This window comes from Glaciimonas sp. CA11.2, from assembly GCF_034314045.1.
Classification (GTDB): domain Bacteria; phylum Pseudomonadota; class Gammaproteobacteria; order Burkholderiales; family Burkholderiaceae_D; genus Glaciimonas.
The window spans coordinates 313,481-335,754 of record NZ_JAVIWL010000001.1 but is presented as its reverse complement, the minus strand read 5'-3'; the positions used below and the strand labels follow the sequence as shown (position 1 = coordinate 335,754).

General features: G+C 49.2%; 20 protein-coding genes and 1 tRNA gene. 17 read left to right on the top strand and 4 right to left on the bottom strand.

Features of this window, described 5'->3' with window-relative positions:
- Window positions 1-238: 238 nt before the first annotated feature.
- The 3 genes from fabI to gloB all read right to left on the bottom strand — a co-directional run bounded on the left by fabI (window position 239) and on the right by gloB (window position 3,911).
- Window positions 239-1,021 carry an enoyl-ACP reductase FabI gene (fabI, locus tag RGU75_RS01395; protein WP_322232474.1) on the bottom strand — a complete coding sequence of 261 codons (783 nt, stop codon included), beginning with the start codon at window positions 1,019-1,021 and terminating at the stop codon, window positions 239-241.
- Between the two features lie 239 nt (window positions 1,022-1,260).
- Window positions 1,261-2,844, bottom strand: a complete 1,584-nt coding sequence (locus tag RGU75_RS01390) for a transglycosylase SLT domain-containing protein (protein WP_322232473.1) — start codon at window positions 2,842-2,844, stop codon at window positions 1,261-1,263.
- Between the two features lie 263 nt (window positions 2,845-3,107).
- Window positions 3,108-3,911, bottom strand: coding sequence for a hydroxyacylglutathione hydrolase (gene gloB / locus RGU75_RS01385; protein ID WP_322232472.1), 804 nt, complete (start codon window positions 3,909-3,911; stop codon window positions 3,108-3,110).
- Here gloB and RGU75_RS01380 point away from each other — a divergent pair.
- The 6 genes from RGU75_RS01380 to RGU75_RS01355 all read left to right on the top strand — a co-directional run bounded on the left by RGU75_RS01380 (window position 3,910) and on the right by RGU75_RS01355 (window position 7,313).
- Entirely contained in the window at window positions 3,910-4,785 is an 876-nt protein-coding gene (locus RGU75_RS01380) for a class I SAM-dependent methyltransferase (RefSeq protein WP_322232471.1), read from the top strand. The two genes, gloB and RGU75_RS01380, sit on opposite strands and share 2 nt — an antisense overlap.
- Before the next feature lie 83 nt (window positions 4,786-4,868).
- Window positions 4,869-5,303 (top strand): ribonuclease HI, encoded by a 435-nt coding sequence (rnhA, locus tag RGU75_RS01375; RefSeq protein ID WP_322232470.1) that lies wholly within the window; start codon window positions 4,869-4,871, stop codon window positions 5,301-5,303.
- Between the two features lie 227 nt (window positions 5,304-5,530).
- Window positions 5,531-6,256, top strand: coding sequence for a DNA polymerase III subunit epsilon (dnaQ, locus tag RGU75_RS01370; protein ID WP_322232469.1), 726 nt, complete (start codon window positions 5,531-5,533; stop codon window positions 6,254-6,256).
- Window positions 6,257-6,374: 118 nt separating this feature from the next.
- A tRNA-Val gene (locus RGU75_RS01365) sits at window positions 6,375-6,451 on the top strand.
- A gap of 155 nt (window positions 6,452-6,606) precedes the next feature.
- Entirely contained in the window at window positions 6,607-6,927 is a 321-nt protein-coding gene (locus RGU75_RS01360; protein WP_322232468.1) for a hypothetical protein, read from the top strand.
- 140 nt (window positions 6,928-7,067) lie between these two features.
- Window positions 7,068-7,313 carry a hypothetical protein gene (locus RGU75_RS01355; RefSeq protein WP_322232467.1) on the top strand — a complete coding sequence of 82 codons (246 nt, stop codon included), beginning with the start codon at window positions 7,068-7,070 and terminating at the stop codon, window positions 7,311-7,313.
- A gap of 75 nt (window positions 7,314-7,388) precedes the next feature.
- Here the strand turns inward: RGU75_RS01355 and RGU75_RS01350 are convergent, their stop codons facing one another.
- Window positions 7,389-7,757, bottom strand: coding sequence for a DUF1304 domain-containing protein (locus tag RGU75_RS01350; protein ID WP_322232466.1), 369 nt, complete (start codon window positions 7,755-7,757; stop codon window positions 7,389-7,391).
- 518 nt (window positions 7,758-8,275) lie between these two features.
- Here RGU75_RS01350 and RGU75_RS01345 point away from each other — a divergent pair.
- From RGU75_RS01345 to pheS, 11 genes are all read left to right on the top strand, one after another.
- Window positions 8,276-8,944 carry a response regulator transcription factor gene (locus tag RGU75_RS01345; RefSeq protein ID WP_322232465.1) on the top strand — a complete coding sequence of 223 codons (669 nt, stop codon included), beginning with the start codon at window positions 8,276-8,278 and terminating at the stop codon, window positions 8,942-8,944.
- On the top strand, window positions 8,941-10,323 hold the full coding sequence (locus tag RGU75_RS01340) for a sensor histidine kinase (protein WP_322232464.1): 1,383 nt from the start codon (window positions 8,941-8,943) through the stop codon (window positions 10,321-10,323). Before RGU75_RS01345 ends, RGU75_RS01340 begins: the two co-directional genes overlap by 4 nt.
- A 306-nt stretch (window positions 10,324-10,629) precedes the next feature.
- Window positions 10,630-11,172, top strand: a complete 543-nt coding sequence (locus RGU75_RS01335) for a hypothetical protein (RefSeq protein WP_322232463.1) — start codon at window positions 10,630-10,632, stop codon at window positions 11,170-11,172.
- A 124-nt stretch (window positions 11,173-11,296) separates the two neighbouring features.
- Entirely contained in the window at window positions 11,297-12,454 is a 1,158-nt protein-coding gene (locus tag RGU75_RS01330; protein ID WP_322232462.1) for an efflux RND transporter periplasmic adaptor subunit, read from the top strand.
- Entirely contained in the window at window positions 12,447-15,542 is a 3,096-nt protein-coding gene (locus tag RGU75_RS01325) for a CusA/CzcA family heavy metal efflux RND transporter (protein WP_322232461.1), read from the top strand. Before RGU75_RS01330 ends, RGU75_RS01325 begins: the two co-directional genes overlap by 8 nt.
- Before the next feature lie 60 nt (window positions 15,543-15,602).
- Window positions 15,603-17,102, top strand: coding sequence for an efflux transporter outer membrane subunit (locus tag RGU75_RS01320; protein ID WP_322232460.1), 1,500 nt, complete (start codon window positions 15,603-15,605; stop codon window positions 17,100-17,102).
- A 430-nt stretch (window positions 17,103-17,532) separates the two neighbouring features.
- Window positions 17,533-19,440: a threonine--tRNA ligase gene (thrS, locus tag RGU75_RS01315; RefSeq protein ID WP_322232459.1), complete on the top strand. Its 1,908-nt coding sequence runs from the start codon at window positions 17,533-17,535 to the stop codon at window positions 19,438-19,440.
- Between the two features lie 59 nt (window positions 19,441-19,499).
- Complete coding sequence (gene infC, locus RGU75_RS01310; protein WP_108439777.1) at window positions 19,500-20,021, top strand: translation initiation factor IF-3; 522 nt, start codon at window positions 19,500-19,502, stop codon at window positions 20,019-20,021.
- Window positions 20,022-20,264: 243 nt separating this feature from the next.
- Entirely contained in the window at window positions 20,265-20,462 is a 198-nt protein-coding gene (gene rpmI, locus RGU75_RS01305) for a 50S ribosomal protein L35 (protein ID WP_168055223.1), read from the top strand.
- A gap of 23 nt (window positions 20,463-20,485) precedes the next feature.
- Complete coding sequence (rplT, locus tag RGU75_RS01300; RefSeq protein WP_168055225.1) at window positions 20,486-20,845, top strand: 50S ribosomal protein L20; 360 nt, start codon at window positions 20,486-20,488, stop codon at window positions 20,843-20,845.
- Between the two features lie 394 nt (window positions 20,846-21,239).
- On the top strand, window positions 21,240-22,256 hold the full coding sequence (pheS, locus tag RGU75_RS01295) for a phenylalanine--tRNA ligase subunit alpha (protein WP_322232458.1): 1,017 nt from the start codon (window positions 21,240-21,242) through the stop codon (window positions 22,254-22,256).
- Window positions 22,257-22,274: the final 18 nt, after the last annotated feature.

The following is a 22,274-nucleotide window of genomic DNA, read 5'->3' as shown; positions in this document are numbered from 1 at the left end:
AACGATTAAACTTGCTTGCTCGCTTAATCGTTGCTTGCGTCATATTGCAACGCAGCCCATGATAATACAGTAATTTCGCCCGTGATACACGAAAAATGTTGCTGTTGCACATAAACAGCTTCAACAGAAACCTATAAGACCGTCGTTCGTTGTTTTTTTGTCGACCTTCAGCCGCAGAGGAAAGCAAAACGTCCGAGACATCCGGACGTTGTTGATGTTTTAAGAAAATGGTAAGTGTTTACTCGGAGATGCCGCCCACGACTTTTGAGAAGCCGCCATCGACGTAGGTAATCTCGCCGGTGATGCCGCTTGCCAAATCAGACAGCAGGAACGCGGATGCGTTACCGACGTCTTCGAGGGTGACGTTACGACGTAATGGGGCGTGTTCGGCAACAAAGCCCAGAATTTTGCCAAAGCCTTTGATCCCGCTTGCTGCCAGTGTTTTGATCGGACCGGCGGAGATGCCGTTGACGCGTACTCCTTTAGGGCCGAGCGACTCTGCAAGATAGCGGACACTGGCTTCCAGCGAAGCTTTCGCCAGACCCATGGTGTTGTAGTTCGGTACCACGCGGTCAGAGCCGAGGTAAGTCAACGTCAGTAATGCCGAATTTGGACGCAACATTGGTAACGCTGCTTTGGCCATTGCAGGGAAACTATAGGAGGAAATGTCATGCGCAATCTTGAAGCCTTCGCGGGACAAACCATCCAAAAAATCACCTGCTATCGATTCTGCCGGGGCGAAGCCAATGGCATGGACCATACCATCTAGCTGATCCCAGGATTTTCCCAGATCGGCGAATAATGCGTTGATTTGCTCATCGCTGCCAACGTCACAATTAAAAATGAGTTTACTGTCAAACTCGGCTGCAAATTTGGTGATACGGTCTAAAAAGCGCTCGCCGACGTATGTAAACGCTAGTTCCGCACCTTCACGTTTACACGCTTGAGCGATGCCATAAGCGATTGAGCGATTCGACAATACGCCGGTGATCAGGATTTTTTTTCCTTGCAGAAATGCCATGTTGACTCCAGATATGCGCGCCATGTGACGGCGGCGCGGTTGTGCGGTGCGTTCCTGCGCAATGACAAATACCAAGGTATCAATCGCAGTGTAACGGATATGTTTTTACGCGAACTGGGCCAGATTGTAGGGGTTCATTACGATCCCGGCAACTAGTCCCCGCCATATCGCGAATTATCTTGCGCTATCCCGTGATGTTTATCTCAGCATAGGTAAGCGTATTGATCGGAATATAAGGATTACTGCTTCCGTGTGCTACGGCTAGACGCGATTAGTTCACCCTTGGTATCTGCTGCGTGTGCTTTTTTGGAGGCGACGACTGTATTGTGTTTTGTTGCACTCCCTTTTCTCACTGGGCTTGCTACTTTTACAATGCGCTCTGTGCGTTGACCACGGCTATTTACCAACACGGCTTTATGATATTGCGTTCCAGTGGAAGCGCGTTTGGCCCCGCCATTGGAGGCGCCGGGTCGGTTTGGTACCTGCAATTGCAGACTTTGACCGCGGTTAATGCTATCGCGACGTAAACTGTTCCACGATTTGACCTGACTTATACTAACGTTGTAGCGCCCTGCGATGGATGCAAGCGTATCGCGTTTTCCAACTTTGACGAAAATGCGGCGCGTTTCTGGAATATCCGGTGCCACTGCCATCGTCGCATTGTCAGCGACTTCTGCTGTGATATCGCTATTTTGTGTTTCAGTTTTAGGCACCAGGATAGTTGATCCAGCCTTCAATACCATGCGCGGTGGAATATGGTTGACTTCGCGCAAGATCGCAGGTGTTGTGTCGAATTTGGCGGCGATCGCCTCAATCCGTTCGCGTGCATTTCCGACTGTGTGAGATGTCCAGGTGGACAATGATTTCGTCCATTGGGCAATATTTTTCTTAAATTTTTCTGCATTCGATTGCGGAAGCAAAATTTTGGTGTCCGAACTACCGATAATTACTGGTCGGTTAAATTGCGGATTGAGCGCCTTAAAATCATCAAGCGACAGTTCTGCCAGTTGCGCTGCTACCTTGACATCAATGTCACGGGTTTTGCCAATGGTTACAAAGTACGGTTCATTATCGATCTTCGGGAGCGCAATATTGTATGCGTCCGGTGCTGCGATGATATTTTTAACGGCTTGCAATTTGGGGACGTAATTACGCGTTTCCGCTGGCATTTGAGAGGCGAGACTGGCAAAGTCGGTTGGTAAACCAGCCGCCTGATTTCTGTCGATCGCTTTTTGGACTGAGCCCTGACCCCAGTTATATGCTGCCAGCGCCAGTTGCCAGTCGCCAAACATGCCGAACAAGGTTTGCAAATAAGTCAGTGCGGCGTCCGTTGACGCCAGAACATCACGCCGGTCGTCCTTAAACATATCTTGCTTGAGATTGAAATCGCGTCCTGTTGCGGGCATGAACTGCCATAGACCGACCGCTTTGGCGCTAGAAAAAGCTTGCGGATTGAAGGATGACTCGATGAACGGCAATAAAGCTAGTTCAGTTGGCATGCCGCGTTTTTCGAGCTCCTGTACAACGTGAAACAAGTAGGGAGATGCGCGCAATGTGGTGCGTTCAAAATAATCGGGACGCGAGCTATAAAATTCAGTTTGGGAGGTGACTTGTGCGTTGTCCAGGTCGGGAATGCTGAAACCTTTTCGTATTCTCGCCCAGACGTCGACCTGCGTCATACCAAGCACACCAGCGCTTGGATTGGCGGGGTCGATTAAACTAAAAGTGGGGGCGTAAATAGAAATATCGCTAGCATGGGCCAGCAGCGGATTGCCGAAAAAAGCGATGGCAGCAAGCGCGAATGTCTTGAATTTAAATGGCATGGAATCTTTTTTGCGAAACCGGCCAGTAGGGCCAAGTAATAGAAATATAGAGCGTAGTGTACGTAAGCAGCTTTTGTCGCGTCAAGCAAAAATTATGCTTTCTCAAGGAGATAAGTGATTGATTAATAGCGTAATTAATAACCTAGACCTTACAGCAGGACGACAATCCGTCACTTTAAGGGCGGTTGCCCTCTGGCAAGAGATAATCTAAGGCGTTGGATCATGGGGCGTGACGAAAGGACGGCTGTTGGATTTGGAGCATATTATTTGAAAGTATTTTTCCAAAGCCGCAGCGCGGCAAACGCAGCGATGGGATTATCTTGATCGGTATGTGGAAGATGATCGCTATGTCGCAAGCTGGCGATAATTTCCGGCTCTCCATAACGCAAAAAAGGATTGGTGGCGTTTTCCTCGCCAATACTCGATGGTATTGTTGGGATTTGGCGATCACGTTTTGCTTGTTCTGTCGCAATGCGACGGGTCAGTGCTCCGTTGCCAGGTTCAACTGCCTGCGCAAAACGCAGATTGGACATTGTATATTCATGTGCGCAATAAACTTGTGTTTCTGCGGGCAAGGCGCTCAGCTTTGAGAGCGACGTCACCATTTGGGCTGGTGTGCCCTCGAATAAGCGTCCGCATCCGCCTGCAAACAAGGTGTCACCGCAAAACAACCAATTTTGTTGGTTCGCAACATAGGCGATATGACCACTAGTATGGCCCGGTACATCCAGTACTGACAGTGTTAATGGCAGTTGCGGAACGTCAATAATATCGCCTTCCTTTAATAGTTTGGTAACATCAGCGATGACTTCATGTGCGGGGCCGAAAACGGGGACATTGGCATGCTGCAACAAAATTTGCACCCCGCCGACATGGTCAGCATGGTGATGTGTCAGTAAAATAGCGCTAAGTTTGAGTGTCAGGGTGCCCAGCGCGGCGATTACCGGGGCGGCATCACCCGGATCAACCACTGCGGCGTGACATCCATCATGTATAAGCCATATGTAATTGTCATTGAAAGCCGGAATCGCCACTACACTCAACGCGTTACTTAACAAGGCAGTCATGGAATATCCGTCTTCAAAAAAGTCTATTATAGCGCTCGGCCCGTGGCTGCAAACGCCAATTGGCCAATATATGCTTACCTGGGAACAGGCGCATCTGGACGCGATGACCGCAGATATTTTCGGCTTTAATGCGATGCAAATTGGTTTGCCTCAAATGGATACCTTGCGGGCGAACCGAATGCGTCACAAGTGGTTAAGTGATAGTGAACCGTTGGAGAGTTGGGCGCAAAATAGGAACGAAAGTTGCAATAATTCTACGTCAATGCAGGCGGCGGGCCAAGATCAGACGCATGACCAAACACAAGGCAGAATGGAGACTAATCAGGGGCAATCAAAAATAGTTATTGCCCACGATTTCGCCGACCTGCCATTTGCCTCGCAAAGCCTCGATCTTGTCGTTCTGCCGCATGTGCTGGAATTTGCTGCCGAGCCGCATCAGGTGTTGCGCGAGGTGGAACGCGTGTTAATCCCCGAGGGCCAAGTCATTATTTGTGGCTTCAATCCAGCCAGCCTATGGGGAATACGGCAATCGACCGGTCGGCTTTCAGGCGCCCATTTTTTGCCGCAAAATGCCGAATTTATTAGCTTGCTCCGACTTAAGGATTGGCTGAAGTTGCTCAACATGGAAGTGAATCGCGGGCGTTTCGGTTGTTATGCACCGCCTTGCGCAACCGCGAAATGGCTGAACCGATTTTCATTTATGGAGAAAGCGGGTAACCGTTGGTGGCCATATTTTGGGGCCACGTATATAGTGCAAGCGATCAAGCGCGTTAAAGGAATGCATCTGATTGGTCCCGCGTTTAGCAAAAAAGCGATCAAGGCGGCTAACGGCGTGCCGGCGACGAACAGAACGCACAAAGCAGGTAAGAATTAAGACGGCGATAACACTGTAGATCAAAGAATTTAGATTTCTTTTTCTTTTCAATTAACAAACTACTAACGAATAAGATATCAAGCATGGACAAAGTAGAAATATTTACCGATGGCGCCTGTAAAGGTAATCCTGGCACTGGCGGTTGGGGCGCATTACTTATTGCCAACGGTAGCGAGAAGGAACTATTCGGCGGCGAGCGCAATACCACCAACAATCGGATGGAATTGTTAGCCGTCATTGAGGCCTTAAAGGCGCTAAAAAAGCCATGTGAAGTCATCGTTCATACCGATAGCCAATATGTTCAAAAAGGCATTAGCGAGTGGATTCATGGCTGGAAGGCGCGCGGCTGGAAGACCGCAGCAAAAGCCCCGGTAAAGAATGTCGATCTGTGGCAGGCTCTGGATGCCGCGCAAGCACAGCACCAAATGGATTGGCGCTGGATTAAGGGACATGCAGGTCATGTTGGCAACGAACGTGCTGATGAACTGGCTAACCGTGGCGTGACGACGGTCTTATAGTTCAGGCTTTTTTTTGCCCAATATCTAGGTCTTGTCGTTGATCTGGTCCCCAATTGGTACTACATGCACCCAAGGGCATGCATTTGCGGACAGTCCTTTTTTGTACACCTTTTAGTAGCAGCTGACCACTTCGCCAATCGTTGCTGACAATACAGATCACCATCAAATTGTAACAACGCCATCTTGGCTTTTTGTATACCTTTACCAGTTTTTAAAAATAAGTGACTATGCGACAAATTGTTTTAGATACCGAAACCACAGGCCTTAACCCGCGCACCGGTGATCGGGTCATCGAAATCGGCTGCGTTGAATTGATTGACCGTCGTTTGACAGGCAATAACTATCATCAATACATTAATCCTGAACGCGACTCTGAAGACGGCGCGTTGGCAGTTCATGGATTGACCACAGAATTTCTGAGTGATAAACCAAAATTTCGACAGATTGCCGCCGAACTGAAAGAATATATTAACGGCGCAGAAGTCATCATTCATAACGCACCGTTCGATCTGGGCTTTTTGGATGCTGAATTTAAACGCCTGGACCTTGAAACTTTTAGTAGCGAGATTGATGGCGTGATCGACACGCTGGTGCAAGCTAAGGAAATGTATCCCGGAAAGCGGAATTCGCTGGATGCGCTCTGTGATCGCTATGGCATTTCAAATGCGCATCGGACTTTGCATGGCGCTTTGCTCGATTCTGAGTTGCTGGCAGAAGTTTACCTTGCCATGACGCGCGGTCAGAATAGCTTTAGCATTGATTTTGGCGATAACCAGGATGGAGAGGGTGAAGATGGGGCGCGTTTGCCATTAACGCCTTTGGCGGAAATTTTCGTTCGTCTTGCCAGCGTCGACGAGCTTGAATTGCATGAGGGTGTGCTAGGGACCATCGACAAAGAGGTTCGAGGCCTCAGCGTCTGGCACAAATTACCTGGGGAAATTGCATCTAATTAATAGTAGGGCGCCATATGAGTCCTGCGTTCTGGTGGTTGATGGTCAATCTTTGCCAGAAGCTTTAAAATAAGGTTGTACAGATGCGAGTGTTGTTGTATTATTCTGTCCTGTTGCAAACGGGCGGTTAGTTCAGCTGGTTAGAATACTTGGTCGACATCCAAGGGGTCGCAGATTCGAATTCTGCACCGCCCACCAGAATATAAAAGGTCTTTCTTCGGAAAGGCCTTTTTCATTTTCAGCGCCATTCTTAGCCGTTCCCCGATTCGCGTGCCAGTGCCTGCCTAGACATTGGGCGCATTGCTAGAATCCCAGACGCGTCGCGCACTCCCAATAATAACGTTAGGAAAATCATGATTTGTCATCAGTGCAAGACGCAAAGCCTCACGACCGATTTAACATGCACGCAATGCGGCGCTGATCTGGTTGGCAAAACAGGCGGTGCAAATTCACCGCCCATTCAAAAAAAAGTGCCACTCAATCCCAGATATTATGGACAGATAGCGTCGTGGGTTGTGATCTGCTTGTTTGTGCTGCTTTATAAGCTAGTACTTCCGGCATTCATAGTAAGTACCATTTGGGAAAACTCGACAATCTTTGGTGTTGGCGTTGCATTGTCGTGGATTGCAGGACGCTTAATTGGCAAGATTCTGGCGCAGAAAAAAGCAAACTGACGGCCGTCAACATTAGGCAAACCTTTTAAGCGGATGCCAATCTGGACAATAGAGTATGCAGATGCGTAGCTATGACAAGCTCGGATAAAGTAGTCTTGTTTTTTCCATGGTAGGATATTCCTAACAATGAGGAGACTACGATGCCATCCGAACTTTTAGGTACGTATGAAATTGAGTATTCGGCCGTCTTATTGCCTGACAGCGAGCATTGGGCCGCATATCTAACCATCTTTGCGCCGTCACCCAATCCCATGCACCGGAATAATATTTTTCCTAATCAACGGGTTTCCGTTGAGCACGTCTTTGCGAATCAAGAAGACGCGGAGCGAGAGGCGCAAAAAATCGGCGCTGAGATGATCAATAAGTGCAGCTCCAACAAAGCTTGATGCGATAGAAGGTTGATGCAGGTAAGATGCCCGAGTTAGCTGTTGAGCTACTCCAAAGAAGTATCAAAGGACGGATCAAATCGCCAGCAACACAGCTAGGGCAATGATGGCGGGAAGCGCCTGAACGATCAAAATTTTCTTGCCCACCGTTGCTGCGCCAAATAAGCCAGCAATGATGACGCATAGCAGGAAAAACACTTTGATCGAGAATCCGTTTGGTCCCAACCAAAGTCCCCACAACAAACCGGCAGCTAGAAACCCGTTGTATAAGCCTTGATTCGCTGCTAATGCCTTGGAGGCGGTGGCGAATTCTTGCGTCAGGCGAAACGTTTTCAGTCCTAGTGGTTTATCCCAGAACACCATCTCAAGTATTAGAAAATAGACGTGTAGCAATGCGACTAAGGTAATTAAGATAGTTGAAATAATACCAATGGCAGCGGTCATGAATTTTATCCTTTAATAGCGCAGAGTCATGATGCAGACGACGATGTCAATGTTGCAATTTAATGAAAAAAGAGAGGTCAATCGGAGGTCAATACGATTATCCAGTCTGGGGCGGGTTATCTTTTGTCGTGGTGACATTGCTGTATTTCGAACAGGCCAAGATTCACTTGCGTTGCCTTCCCTTTTCCCGTTGCAGAAACCACTCTTTTCGCGCACGTAATCTCAGGGGAGCGTGTTAGCGTGAGTCGTCTTTCCAATAAATAGTTAATATTAGGCCATTATTTAGTGCGGCCACGCACGATACTACATAATTTTATGGCTTTTTATAACGAATAGTTTTTGCTCAATCTTGCTGTTGCGCCGTCGACTAGGGGGTGTGTTTTGTCATCACGCAGCCGAGCAGCACTTTCAATCAACGATACCGATTAGAATTGGCTTCTAAATAATGTGGTTAGTAGATGCACTCCTTGCGGCTTCCCATATTTACTGCCCCATATTCACACTTCGCAAATAAGATTATGCACATTCTGTTGGTAGAAGATGACTCAGTACTTGCCGACGGCATTTTGCGGATATTCAAAGGTCATGGAATGGTCGTTGACGTGGTGCAGAATGGCAGCGATGCTGACGCACTGTTACAACGCACCGAGATTTCCGTAGTGGTGTTGGATATCGGTTTGCCGGGTATGGATGGTTTTGAAGTCGTCCGTCGCTTGCGCGCCCGTGGCAGCCATATTCCCGTGTTGTTGCTGACCGCACGCGACTCCGTCCAGGATCGGGTCTACGGTCTGGAGATTGGGGCCGACGACTATCTGGTGAAGCCATTTGCGACACAGGAATTGGTGGCACGTGTAAGGGCTTTATTGCGACGCAGCGCGCCACAGCCGCTGGAGATGCATTTGGGTGGACTCTCACTCAATACGTCGTCCCGCAGAGCAAAAATCAATGGTAAGTCGATTGAACTCTCGGTACGTGAATGGGCAGTCCTTGAATATCTGCTGCAACAAGCGTCCCGCGTGGTGTCGCGGCAACAGATCATTGATGCGATTTTACCTTGGGGTGCGGAACTGACCCTTAATGCGGTGGAAGTTTATATCTCGCGTATTCGACTGAAAATTGCGGATGCCGGAATTGAAATTCGTACTATACGAGGATTCGGTTACATGCTGGAAAAAGTCGAGCTATGAACAGTATTCGGATCAACCTGCTGATGTGGCTAATTGTGCCGCTCCTCATTGTGAATTTTGTTGGCGCTGGCCTTAGTTATTGGCTGGCTTGGGTACCTGCACAAATTGCCTTCGATCAAAGTCTGGCAGATGCTGGCTGGGCCATGGTTCCCCGTTTGCAGGAAAAGAATGGCCAGGTAGAAAGCATGTTGTCGCAACAGGCTGAGCAAGTATTGCGAGTCGATCACTTTGACGCCATTTATTTGGTGGTGCGAAGCCAAGATGGGAAGTTGCTCGCTGGTGATGCGGATTTTCCGGCGCTGCCGCAGCAAAAAGCATTAAACGAGCCTACGCCCTATGAAGGTCAAATGCGCGGTGAGCCGGTGCGAATAGTGGCACTCCAGACGACGGTTGGGCGCCAGCAGGTATTTATCGGCGTCGCAGAAACGCTACGTAAGCGTAACCATATTCGATCCGTCATTTTTTTTGCGCTCTCTATACTGGAGGCGCTATTAGCGATTATGTTGATTGCGACGATCTGGTTTGCTGTGAGCAAAGGCTTGTTGCCGCTGAAAAAAATGCAGCTGGATTTGAATTTACGTAGCCACGACGATTTATCCGCGTTGGATGAAAACAATGTGCCGCTGGAACTTGGGCCAGTAGTGACGGCTATCAACGGTTTGCTCAACAAGGTGCAAAACGGCGCTCAGCGACAGCAACATTTTCTGGCAAATGTCGCGCACCAGTTACGAACCCCGTTGGCTGGATTCAGAACGCAATTGGAATGGTTACTACAAAAGAACGCTAGCGAACCGGAAACCGCGCATTCGATCAAACTCATGGCATCGTCGACCGAGCGGATGATCCGCCAGACTAATCAGTTGTTAGCCTTGGCAAGAGCGGAGCCGACAAAATTTGAAAAAGAACGGCTGGAAGTCATTGAATTAAATAAACTGGTGGAAGAGTCGATTCAGCATTTCGTCGAAGAAGCCGATAAAAAGGCTATCGACATCGGTTTTAATCTGCATAAAACCCGTGTAATGGGAGATCCATTTCTATTACGTGATCTGATCGATAACCTGATCGATAATGCGATCCGCTACTCACCTGGCAACGGCACTGTCACTGTTAATACGATACAAGGCAACGATGGCGGCATTTTCTCGGTAGAGGATTCGGGGCCCGGCATCGCCGCCTCGGAGCAAGAGTTAATCTTTACGCGCTTTTATCGTATTGATGACAATATTGCTGGCAATGGCCTGGGATTAGCGATTGTGCGCGATATTACCAAAGACCATGGGGCCAGAATCACCGTGGAACCCGGACCGACATGCGGCACCATATTCTCAGTGCTTTTCCCCTTTCCTATTCTTGGCACTCCCACTAAGTTGCAGTCTTAGTTGCAGTCTACATTGCTGCTCTAATTGCAGGTCTGTCGCCCCACAATCATCCAAATTGGCAGCGGTCATCTGGATGGCTTTGCTTCGATTGCGATGTTGGCATCTGCATTCCGTCCGCGTTCTATTTAGTCTATTACCATCAATTGATCGCTTATCTTTTGTTTGTCAGGATTTTGTCAGGTTTCCTTCAGGTTATTGACAGGATCGGTGGTTATTCTGTAGTAGTTACTTCTGGAATCGCAAGGAATCCTGTCAATTAGTTAGGTTCCCTGTGCCATATTACTTACTGGCGCTAGTTCCGACTCAATGACTTATTCCACTCGCATCCTATTTATTTACATCCTGCTAGCGCTGGGCATGACGATATCTTCGGCAAACGCACAGGATGCGCTGGTGCCGTGTCGACGGTTTCTGCACCAGATTGAATGCGTGACCGTGCCGCTTGCAACGTCAGGTGAAGATGCCGACGCTAAGCAGTTTGTGGCACCGACTAACGGCTTAGGGAAAATTTATCTGATACGGCCCGGAACAATGGAGCCGAAACAAAAGACTGAGATTTTTTTGGATGGTAAATGGATCGCCAATTTGGCTCCGATGACCTACCTGGTGATGGAAACCAGCTCCGGTACGCACACTGTAAGTTCCAATCTACAAGCGGCTTCATCTTTGTCATTAGATGTTACTGGTGACAAAAATACGTATGTTAAAGAGCAGTTATACCAATTTTTCAATAGTGAAAAAATTGTTTTTGAAATCGTCGATCAGCACACCGGACAGGCCGACGTTTTGAAATCTGCCTTGATCAGCAAGGTTCCCGCCACGAGAGTTGATCAACCCTCCAAGCCCTGAAGCCATACATTGATGTCGCATTCTTTTTACAACACCTGATAAAGCGACGAATGCAACAGAATTACATTGATGTTGGGAAGATCAGCCCGATCAGCGAACAACGATTCTTACTATAAGTACCATCATGCAAAAGTCTATCCCGCCTAGAAAAAAAAATGTTTGTATTCTCGCAATCGGTGTCCTCGCTATTGCCGGAATCGTTTGGATTACGTCAAGCAGTAAAGGTGTTATCCATGCAGCAGATGCCAACGCTGAGCCAATCCCTAATTTGATTAGAAAAGGCGATCAGATTTTAGTTCCTTTGCATTCGCCGCTGCGTGACCGTCTTACCGTGCAATTGGTTGCGGCAATGGATACCACACATGCTCTGGAATTGCCAGCGCAAGTAGAAGCCGATCCTTCCCGGACCATCAATATCGTGCCACCGGTTGCGGGAAAAGTGTTGGAGCTAAAGGTTGGCCTTGGCGATCATGTCAAAAAAGGACAGCTGTTGCTGGTGATGACGTCGGGTGATTTTGCGCAAGCAGCGTCGGACCAACAGAAGACCCGCGATACTTTGCAGCTGGCGAAGAAGATCGTTGATCGCCAGCGCGGCGTTCAAGACGCTGGCGCAGGCGCGGCGAAGGATTTGGAGCAAGCTGAAAGCGCAAGCATTCAGGCGCAGGCTGAGTTTACTCGCGCTGATACGCGGTTGAAATCCTTGGGTGTGGTAAGCGCAGATAGCAATGGACGCCGCCTCAATATCGTCGCGCCTACTTCCGGCAGTATCACGGCATTGTCAATCGGCGTCGGTCAAAGCGTCAATGATCCAACCGCGTCGATGATGACGATAGCGAATCTGGATAACGTCTGGATTACTGCCAATGTGCCTGAAAATTTAGTGTCATCCATCAAGACCGGACAGCAAGTGGCGATCCATTTGCCAGCTTATGCTGATATGCCATTTAAAGGCAGCGTCAGTTTTATCAGCGATGTTTTGCAACCGGATACACGTCGTGCGTTGGTGCGTATCAGCATGCCTAATGCCGATGGAAAATTAAAGCCAAACATGTTTGCAAGGGTGTCGTTCGCCGTCGCTCAAACATCCGCGCCAGTAGTGCCAACTTCGGCATTACTCATGAATAACGATGACACTACCGTTTTCGTCGAGACGACACCGTGGACGTTTGTAAGGCACAAGGTTGAACTGGGTAGTGAAGCAAACAGCAGCGTCCGTATTCAAGCCGGCCTCAACGTCGGGGATCGGGTTGTGACTAAGGGCGGAGTGCTTCTTAATGATTAATAACGTCGTCCGCTATTGCCTGCAAAAGCGCTATGCAGTGATTCTGGTGACGATTTTGGTGGCGCTGTTTGGCTATTATTCGTGGACCCGTATGGCGGTAGAAGCTTATCCTGAACTCTCCGATGTCTCCGCACAGGTGACGACCCAGGCGCCCGGTCTGGCTGCGGAAGAAATTGAGCAACAGATCACGATACCGCTAGAACGTCAATTGAGCGGCACGCCTGGTTTGGTACATATACGCTCGTCCAGCACATTTGGCTTATCCCTGATTACACTGACGTTTAAAGATGGTGCTGAAGATTACTGGGAGCGTCAGCGCGTCACTGAGCGCATCGCGCTGGTAACAATGCAAACAGGGATTACACCAACTCTGGATTCGGTCAGCGGTCCTTCGGGCGAAATTTATCGCTACACGCTTGAGTCTGATAGCAAGAATTTGATGGAACTGTCAGAGATTCAGCGCTGGATCGTCATCCCCGAATTACGGCAGATTCCAGGTATTGCGGATGTGGGCAATTTTGGCGGCATGACGATGGAATATCAGCTTGAGATTGATCAAAATCAATTGCAGCGCTTTGGCGTTTCGCTACCGGACGTGACCACTGCGATCAATAACAATAACGCCAACGCAGGCGGCAGTCGTATTTCCCGTGGTGAGCAGGGTTATGTCGTACGTGGACTGGGGATGATGCGCAGCTTGACGGACCTTGGCAATGTCGTGGTCAAGCAAGTCAGCGGTGTGCCGGTTTTGGTGCGTGATCTCGGCAAACTGCAATACAGTCATCAAGAACGTCAGGGAATTCTTGGCAAGGACAACAATCCCGATACGATTGAAGGCATCGTCAAGCTATTGAAATATCAAAATGCGTCCGAAGTGATCAAGGATGTGCATGCAAAAGTGGCACAGTTACAGAAACAATTGGCGCCGCAAGGGGTGCGAATTGTTCCTTATATTGATCGCGATGAACTGATTCAACTGACCGTCCATAAAGTCAGCCACACGGTGCTGGAGGGAATTGGCCTTGTATGTATCGTGCTGATTTTGTTTCTTGGTAGTCCGCGTAGTGCGCTGGTTGCAGCGGTGACGATTCCGCTGGCGTTGGTAGCTGTTTTCATTATGATGTATTTGACCAAAATGCCAGCGAATTTATTCTCGTTGGGCGCAATCGATTTTGGCATCATTGTGGATGGTGCAATTGTTGTGACGGAAGCGATTTTGCGGCGGCGCGAGGCCAAGCCAACTGAAGAGCTAACCGAGATAGAAGTTCGTGCAGCGACCACCGAAGTGATCAAGCCGATTTTCTTTGCGACGTTGATTATTATTAGTGCGTATTTGCCGTTGTTCGCGTTTGAACGTGCTGAAGGAAAGCTGTTATCACCAATGGCGTTCACCGTCAGCTACGCGCTGATCGGTGCGCTTATTTGTAGCATCGTTCTGGTGCCTGGATTGGCCTATATGGCGTTGCGAAAGCCACGCAAAATATTTCATAACAAGCCCCTCGAATGGTTAAGTACAGGTTATCGAAATACACTTGGTGGTATGTTGAACAATCCATCGATTGCGTATGTGATTGGTGTGGTGGCATTGGTCGGTGTGATTGCTTTAGGTGCTGTTACCGGGCGCGAGTTCATGCCGCAGCTGGATGAAGGGACGCTTTGGTTGCAAGTCCAGATGCCATCTGGATTGTCGCTGGAAAAAGGCAGCGAAATGGCGGCCGAATTAAGGCGTACGCTGCTATCGTTCCCTGAAGTTTCTTATGTCGTCACGCAGCTTGGTCGTAGTGATGACGGTACGGATCCATGGACGCCGTCGCATATGGAAGTGCCGGTGGGGTTGAAACCATATAACACCTGGCCTCCTGGAGAAAATAAGGCCGATTTTGTTCGACGTCTCAACGCACGGCTAGTGCAGCTGCCTGGCTTTTCTATCGGTATTAGTCAGCCGATTAGTGACGGCGTTAATGACGCGGTGGGTGGCGCGCATAGTCCGTTGGTGATTCGCATCTATGGTGAAGATTTCAAAGAGTTGCGTCGCATCGGCAATAACATTGTTGACGTTCTGCACGGCGTACGAGGAAGTGCTGACGTATCGATTTTTCAGGAACCACCGATCCCACAGATGGTGATTGATATTGATCGGGCTGCCGCTGCCCGTCTCGGTATCAATATTGCCGATATTTCTAACTTGATACAGACCGGTATCGGAGGCGCGCCGGTGACGCAGATGTATGTTGCCGATCGTATCTATAACGTGACGGTTCGGTTCCCCAAGGATAGTCGGAATGGTCCCGAGGCGCTGGGAAATTTGCTCCTTACGGCATCCAGCGGCGCGCGCATTCCGCTTTCTCAATTAGCGCATATTCGGGCTGGAACTGGCGAAAGTACGATTACGCATGAAAGTACGCACAGACAGTTAACCGTACGACTTGATTACGCAGATCGGGATTTGCTTTCCTATTATAAAGATGCGCAAGCCAGGGTCGCTAGCGATGTGCAGTTTGATCATTCCAAATATCGTTTGGAATGGGCCGGCCAGTTTGAAAATCAGGAGCGGGCGCAAGCACGTCTGATTGTGGTCTTCGGTCTGGTACTGGGTTTGATGGCGCTTATTTTATATGCCGGATTTGGCAAATTGCGCCAAGCCATGCTCATTCTGGGTGTAGTGCCGCTGGCCGCACTGGGCGGCCTGATCGCATTGCGTGTCACTGGCAATACTATTAACGTTGCGACCGGCGTCGGCTTCATCGCTCTATTTGGTGTTGCGGTACAAAACGGCATCATCATGGTATCCAACATCAATCGGGTGCGACAACAAGGTGTGATGTTAATGGAGGCGGTTTTGGCGGGCGCCTCTGAACGTTTCCGCCCGGTGCTTATGACTGCAACCGTAGCGTCGGTTGGCATGTTGCCAGCCGCGCTGGCAACCGGTGTCGGCACCGATGTACAGCGCGGCCTGGCCACGGTCGTTGTCGGTGGATTGGTGGTCGCGACGCTGTTGACACTGTTTATTTTGCCCACATTCTATTTCGCTCTGGAGCGTTGGATAGAACGGCGTAAAGGGGTAAGTCCGACTCCCGATGGCCGCTAGTCGATTAACAAAAATAGATCGTTGAGCCGGAGTACGGCCAAAGATTGAATAGGTTAAATCATGAAAAAATGTACGTTGCAGTCTCTCGCAAGTCCTCCGTTATTGGCAGTCGCCATGGTGTTGGCCGGTTGCGCAGTTGGCCCTGACTTTAGGCAGCCCGACGCACCATCGGTGCAAGGCTATTCCAAAGAGCCTTTACAAACTAAAACCGTTTCTGCCGAGACAATGGGTGGGACCGAACAGCAATTTGTAGCCGGTATGGATATTCCGGCGCAATGGTGGACGTTATTTCAGTCAGCGCCCTTGAATACGGTGATTGCACAGGCATTGAAGGCCAGCCCGGATTTGCAGTCGGCGCAAGCTGCTTTGCGGGCGGCGGAAGAGCAAGTCGTGGCGCAGCGTGGAAGCTTTTTCCCGACTGTTGATGCGAGCTTCACGCCGACGCGTCAGAAGGTGCCGACGACGCCGATTCAGTCGGAAACGCCGGTCTTTAATCTGCATACGGCACAGCTCAATGTGTCTTACAACCTGGATGTTTTTGGCGGTAATCGGCGTCAGGTCGAAAACTTGCAAGCACAGGCGGCACAGCAACGCTTTCAGCTCGAAGCGGCTTATTTGACGCTGACTTCAAATGTGGTCGCAGCAGCTGTTCAGGAGGCGTCCTTACGGGCGCAAATCGCTGCGGCCCAGTACGTCATCCGCATGCAGACTAAATTGCTGGATTTATTGCAACGTCAGTACAAACTGGGTGATGTGGCGCTGGCTGACGTATCTATCCAAAATGCGGCACTGGCGCAGACGCAGGCTACTTTGCCTCCTTTACAAAATGCATTGTCTCAGCAACGTGATCGATTGACTGCGTTGGCGGGGCGCTTCCCAAGTGATGAATTGGATGAAAAATTCGTTTTGTCACAATTAAGTTTGCCTCAGCAATTGCCAGTGAGTCTGCCATCAAATCTGGTACGGCAACGACCAGACGTGCGTGCTGCAGAGGAGCAGTTGCATGCGGCGTCAGCGGCGGTAGGCGTGGCGACAGCAAATATGCTGCCGCAAATAACGTTGAGTGCCAATATCGGGAGTTCGGCAAGTCAGCTCGGTAATTTATTTACGGGTGGAACCGGATTTTGGGGATTAGCCGGAGGACTGACGCAACCGTTGTTTTCGGGCGGCGCGCTGCTCCATAAAAAGCGGGCCTCTGAGGCGCTGTTTGAGCAAGCTGCTGCGCAATATCGTAGTACTGTGATTCTTGCTTTTCAAAATGTTGCCGATAGTTTGCGCGCGCTTCAATATGACGCCCAAACGCTTAAAGCGCAATTGGCGGCAGAACGGGCGGCAGCGCAAAGTCTGGAAATTTCTCGAAAATCAGTGCAACTAGGCGCAACCAGTCCGCAAACGCTGTTGACCGCGCAGCTAATCTATCAGCAAGCGATTATCAATCTGGCGCAGGCGCAAGCGGCCCGTTTTGCTGACACCGCAGCGTTATTTCAGGCATTGGGAGGCGGTTGGTGGAATCGTACAGATGACGCCAAATCAGTCGTAGCGAGTAACGTACCAAAATAAAGGTGTAAACTTGATAAGTCGTTAAGTGGGTGATTTACCATTGGCTCGCTCTACATCGCAGATGAGGCTTAAACGGCAAATAGTCGACTAAAACGATACGTCCGCCGCTTATCGCTCGTTGGACGGCTGATGCGCAGCTACCCATATTGCGGTGGTTTTCTGGTATCATCCGTCAATCTGCAGGCTTTAGACCATCACAGCAGTCAAAACACGAAACAATATCTGTAAGAGCGAGAAAGGCATCCTGGTTATGACACCGCGAACTACCACCGCAATCTGCGCGCGACACTAGTCGAGGTCTTTTTCATTGTTGAGAAAGCGCGGCTGGTCCGCGTTTTTTTTCGTCTGCATTTTTGACCATTATTCATCAATTTATTTTATTTAATATGGCATCGCTGAATGTAGAGCGATGATCGATATGGAGTTCAAAATGGTATCAGTTACACTTCCCGATGGTTCACAGCGTCAATTCGATGCGCCACTGACAGTCGCCCAAGTGGCCGCAAGTATTGGTACAGGCCTGGCAAAAGCCGCGTTAGCAGGTAAAGTCGATGGCGTCGTCGTTGATACCTCATATCTGATTGAGCGCGACGTCGCCTTGGCCATCATTACCGACAAAGATGCCGAGGGCCTTGATGTGATTCGCCATTCGACCGCCCATCTGTTGGCCTATGCAGTCAAAGAGTTATTCCCCGACGCGCAAGTGACTATTGGTCCGGTGATTGAAAATGGCTTCTATTACGACTTCGCATATAAACGCCCGTTCACTCCGGAAGACTTGGTTGTCATCGAAAAGAAAATGGCAGAACTGGCAAAAAAAGACGAGCCAGTGACACGCCGGGTATTGCCACGTGACGAAGCGGTCGCTTACTTCAAGTCAATTGGTGAGGCGTATAAGGCTGAGTTGATCGAATCAATTCCGGCTGATCAAGAGGTTTCGCTCTATACCGAAGGGTCGTTCACCGACTTGTGCCGCGGTCCGCACGTACCTTCTACCGGCAAGCTAAAAGTCTTCAAATTGATGAAGTTAGCGGGCGCTTACTGGCGTGGTGATGCTAAAAATGAAATGCTGCAACGGGTATACGGCACTGCGTGGACTAAAAAAGAAGATCAGGAAGCCTATTTGCACATGCTGGAAGAGGCAGAAAAGCGCGATCACCGCAAACTAGGCCGCGCTTTAGATTTATTCCATATGCAGGAAGAGGCGCCAGGTTTGATTTTCTGGCATCCAAAAGGATGGACTATCTGGCAACAAGTTGAGCAGTTCATGCGCCGTGTCTATCAAGATAATGGTTATCAGGAAGTAAAGGCACCACAGATTCTGGATCGTTCGTTGTGGGAAAGAACCGGGCACTGGGAAAATTACCGTGACAATATGTTCACAACTGAATCGGAAAATCGCAGCTATGCGCTGAAGCCGATGAACTGCCCGGGCCATGTCGAAATATTTAACTCTACACTGCATAGCTATCGCGATTTGCCGCTGCGCTTTGGCGAGTTTGGTCAATGCCATCGCAACGAACCGTCCGGCGCTTTGCACGGCATGATGCGTGTGCGCGGCTTTACGCAAGATGATGGTCATATTTTCTGTACCGAAGATCAGGTCCAGAGCGAAGTTGCGGCTTTTGATAAAGTGGTACGTGAAGTCTATGATCGATTCGGTTTTACCGAAGTCGCGGTCAAACTAGCCCTGCGACCGGAAAAACGCGTCGGTGAAGATGATGTGTGGGACAAGGCTGAGGACGCACTACGCGACGCTCTGCGTGCGTCAGGAACCACTTGGGAGGAATTGCCGGGTGAGGGTGCGTTTTATGGTCCGAAGATTGAATATCATCTGAAAGACTCTATTGGTCGCTCATGGCAATGTGGCACGATGCAGGTCGATTTCTCAATGCCTGGTCGTTTGGGCGCGGAATATGTGACAGAAGATAACAATCGCAAGGTTCCGGTCATGTTGCATCGGGCGATTGTAGGTTCGTTGGAGCGTTTCATTGGTATTTTGATTGAAAACCACGCTGGCGCGATGCCTTTATGGCTGGCACCGGTTCAGGTTGTTATTTTGAATATCTCGGATGCACAGTCGGAATACGTGCAAAGTGTTGCACAAACGCTGAAGAAACAAGGATTTAGAGTAGAGGCAGATTTGCGTAATGAGAAGATTACCTATAAAATACGCCAGCATTCTTTGCAAAAACCGCCCTATATCCTCGTTATTGGTGATAAGGAGCGTGATGCAAATACAGTGGCCGTGCGTGCGCGGGGTAATGTCGATTTAGGTGTCATGTCAATTGACGCATTGGTAGAACGCCTTAAAATTGAGGTCGAAACCAAAGCCTGAACGGAAAACCCAAAGCGTGGAAGCACGGCTTATCTATTTGATTTTTAAAGGAAACTGCAATAGCTACGGACAAGTCACATCGCATAAATGGTGAAGTAACAGCACCTGAATTGCGTCTAAGCGGCGTCGAAAACGAACCGCTCGGTATCGTTTCGTTGGCGGAAGCCTTTCGTCTGGCTGAAGAAGCTAACGTAGATCTGGTGGAAATTGCGCCGACTGCTCAGCCTCCCGTTGCGCGTCTGATGGACTATGGTAAGTTTAAATACCAGGAACAGAAGAAAGCCCACGAAGCCAAATTGAAACAGAAGGTTATTCTGGTCAAGGAAGTTAAATTCCGTCCGGGTACCGATGATGGCGATTACGGCATCAAACTGCGCAATTTGACCAAGTTTCTTGAAGACGGCGATAAAACCAAAATCACCCTGCGTTTTCGCGGTCGTGAAATGGCCCACCAGGATATCGGTGTGCGCATGTTGGAACGCCTTAAATCTGATCTTGAGCCGTTCGGACAAGTTGAGCAGTGGCCTAAGATGGAAGGGCGCCAGATGATCATGATCATTGGCCCTAAGAAAAAGAAATAATACAAAGAAGGAGTGAATGATTCGGATGACTCCGTTGATTGCATTTCTTTTCAAATTTTGTGATCAGGTGACCGATTTATCGCCCGCCCGATCCAAAAGCAACGGACTTGATTCCGTTGCAAAATCTGGTCACGGAATTGGGTGGTCAGGTTTAAACAAGTGAGAGTAGGCATACAAGTGCAACGATTGTTGCCACCTACAATCATGTTAAAAAAGGAGCTGTCCTTAAGGACAGATAGAATCATGCCAAAAATGAAAACGAAAAGCGGTGCTAAGAAGCGCTTTCGCGTCCGTCCGGGTGGAACTGTTAAGCGCGGTCAAGCGTTCAAACGTCACATCCTGACCAAAAAAACAACCAAGACCAAACGTAATTTGCGTGGTTCAGTCGGTGTCCATGAAACAAACATGGTATCCGTCCGCGCAATGTTGCCGAACTCATAACCTCACACTATTAAGGAGTTACTATGCCTAGAGTAAAACGTGGGGTTACAGCTCGTGCCCGTCATAAAAAAGTTCTAGCCCTTGCTAAGGGTTACCGCGGTCGCCGCAGTAAAGTTTACCGTGTTGCCAAGCAAGCAGTTATGCGCGCTGGTCAATACGCGTATCGCGATCGTCGTAACAAGAAGCGCGTCTTCCGTGCATTGTGGATCGCCCGTATTAACGCCGCTTCTCGTGAGCATGGCGTTACATACAGCGTATTCATGAATGGTCTGAAACGTGCCTCTATCGAACTGGACCGTAAAGTCCTGGCCGATATGGCAGTGATGGACAAGCCAGCGTTTGCTGCGATTGTCAATCAAGTTAAAGCCATCATCGCTGCGTAATTAACGACGTAGTTTTGCTAGTGCAGCTGAGTTGAGGTCACCTCAGGTAACTTTAATTTATGAAGCATGCGCAATCCCGAGCGGGGCAGAGGTGTATACCTTATGCCCCGTTTGTGTTTTTTAACTGCCATTTTATTCTGTATCGAATACGATTTCATTCGTTTGTCTTTGCTGAATTTTTAATGGTTTCTTGTTCCCGTTTGCTTTGGAAATGAGAGTGTGGATAGATTAAAAGTGTGTTGTTACGCCGCCTGAATGCCCTTGGCAATTTGACGATAGGTGTAACGCAGTGGATGCGGATAACGCCGTTATTTAAACACTTTTTTAATTTCTCCCCTTCATTACTAATGCTTATTGGAATTTTTCGGCTTCCCATTGGAGCAGGAAAAACTGCATGAACTCCCTAGAACAACTTGTAACGCAAGCCCAGGCTGATTTTATTGCCGCAATTGATGCGGCTGCGCTGGAAAACGCCAAAGCCAAATATCTTGGCAAAACCGGTCAAATTACCGAGCAAATGAAAGGTCTGGGCAAGCTCGGACCGGACGAACGTAAAGTGCAAGGTGCCGTGATCAATGTCGCCAAACAGCAGATCGAGAACGCGCTGACCGCGCGCCGTGATGCGCTGGCAGACGCGCAGATGCAAGTCCGTTTGAATGCCGAGGCAATTGACGTGACTTTGCCTGGTCGTGGTCGTGGCGTTGGCGGAATTCATCCCGTGATGCGGACCTGGGAACGGGTTGAAGAAATTTTCCGGTCGATTGGTTTTGATGTGGCCGACGGTCCCGAAATCGAAACAGATTGGACTAACTTTACCGCATTGAATAGCCCGGAAAATCATCCTGCGCGCTCAATGCAGGATACCTTCTACATCGAAGGCAATGACACACAAGGCAAGCCGTTGCTATTGCGTACGCATACCAGTCCGATGCAGGTACGCTATGCGCGCATGAACAAGCCACCGATCAAAGTAATCGCACCCGGTCGCACTTATCGTGTGGACAGTGATGCTACCCATTCGCCGATGTTTCATCAGGTTGAAGGTTTGTGGATCGCTGAAGATATCAGTTTTGCCGACCTAAAGGGCGTGTACCTGAATTTCGTCAAAGCGTTTTTCGAAACCGACGATTTACAAGTCCGCTTCCGACCTTCTTATTTTCCTTTCACCGAACCATCGGCCGAAATCGATATCGCATTTGGCAGTGGCGCACTAAAAGGGCGTTGGTTAGAAGTGTCCGGTGCAGGTCAGGTTCACCCGAGCGTTGTGCGCAATATGGGTCTTGACCCTGAGCAGTTTATCGGTTTTGCGTTCGGCTCAGGTCTCGAGCGCTTGACAATGTTGCGTTACGGGATCAGCGACTTGCGTCTATTTTACGAAGGCGATTTGCGCTTTTTAAAGCAATTTAATTAGAAATCGCGCTCGCCCAAG

What these genes read in the sequence shown, in the direction of transcription:
- fabI (WP_322232474.1), bottom strand. Translation starts at nt 1,021, where the DNA reads ATGGCATTTCTGCAAGGAAAAAAAATCCTGATCACCGGCGTATTGTCG.
- RGU75_RS01390 (WP_322232473.1), bottom strand. Translation starts at nt 2,844, where the DNA reads ATGCCATTTAAATTCAAGACATTCGCGCTTGCTGCCATCGCTTTTTTC.
- RGU75_RS01380 (WP_322232471.1), top strand. Translation starts at nt 3,910, where the DNA reads ATGGAATATCCGTCTTCAAAAAAGTCTATTATAGCGCTCGGCCCGTGG.
- gloB (WP_322232472.1), bottom strand. Translation starts at nt 3,911, where the DNA reads ATGACTGCCTTGTTAAGTAACGCGTTGAGTGTAGTGGCGATTCCGGCT.
- rnhA (WP_322232470.1), top strand. Translation starts at nt 4,869, where the DNA reads ATGGACAAAGTAGAAATATTTACCGATGGCGCCTGTAAAGGTAATCCT.
- dnaQ (WP_322232469.1), top strand. Translation starts at nt 5,531, where the DNA reads ATGCGACAAATTGTTTTAGATACCGAAACCACAGGCCTTAACCCGCGC.
- RGU75_RS01360 (WP_322232468.1), top strand. Translation starts at nt 6,607, where the DNA reads ATGATTTGTCATCAGTGCAAGACGCAAAGCCTCACGACCGATTTAACA.
- RGU75_RS01355 (WP_322232467.1), top strand. Translation starts at nt 7,068, where the DNA reads ATGCCATCCGAACTTTTAGGTACGTATGAAATTGAGTATTCGGCCGTC.
- RGU75_RS01350 (WP_322232466.1), bottom strand. Translation starts at nt 7,757, where the DNA reads ATGACCGCTGCCATTGGTATTATTTCAACTATCTTAATTACCTTAGTC.
- RGU75_RS01345 (WP_322232465.1), top strand. Translation starts at nt 8,276, where the DNA reads ATGCACATTCTGTTGGTAGAAGATGACTCAGTACTTGCCGACGGCATT.
- RGU75_RS01340 (WP_322232464.1), top strand. Translation starts at nt 8,941, where the DNA reads ATGAACAGTATTCGGATCAACCTGCTGATGTGGCTAATTGTGCCGCTC.
- RGU75_RS01335 (WP_322232463.1), top strand. Translation starts at nt 10,630, where the DNA reads ATGACTTATTCCACTCGCATCCTATTTATTTACATCCTGCTAGCGCTG.
- RGU75_RS01330 (WP_322232462.1), top strand. Translation starts at nt 11,297, where the DNA reads ATGCAAAAGTCTATCCCGCCTAGAAAAAAAAATGTTTGTATTCTCGCA.
- RGU75_RS01325 (WP_322232461.1), top strand. Translation starts at nt 12,447, where the DNA reads ATGATTAATAACGTCGTCCGCTATTGCCTGCAAAAGCGCTATGCAGTG.
- RGU75_RS01320 (WP_322232460.1), top strand. Translation starts at nt 15,603, where the DNA reads ATGAAAAAATGTACGTTGCAGTCTCTCGCAAGTCCTCCGTTATTGGCA.
- thrS (WP_322232459.1), top strand. Translation starts at nt 17,533, where the DNA reads ATGGTATCAGTTACACTTCCCGATGGTTCACAGCGTCAATTCGATGCG.
- rpmI (WP_168055223.1), top strand. Translation starts at nt 20,265, where the DNA reads ATGCCAAAAATGAAAACGAAAAGCGGTGCTAAGAAGCGCTTTCGCGTC.
- rplT (WP_168055225.1), top strand. Translation starts at nt 20,486, where the DNA reads ATGCCTAGAGTAAAACGTGGGGTTACAGCTCGTGCCCGTCATAAAAAA.
- pheS (WP_322232458.1), top strand. Translation starts at nt 21,240, where the DNA reads ATGAACTCCCTAGAACAACTTGTAACGCAAGCCCAGGCTGATTTTATT.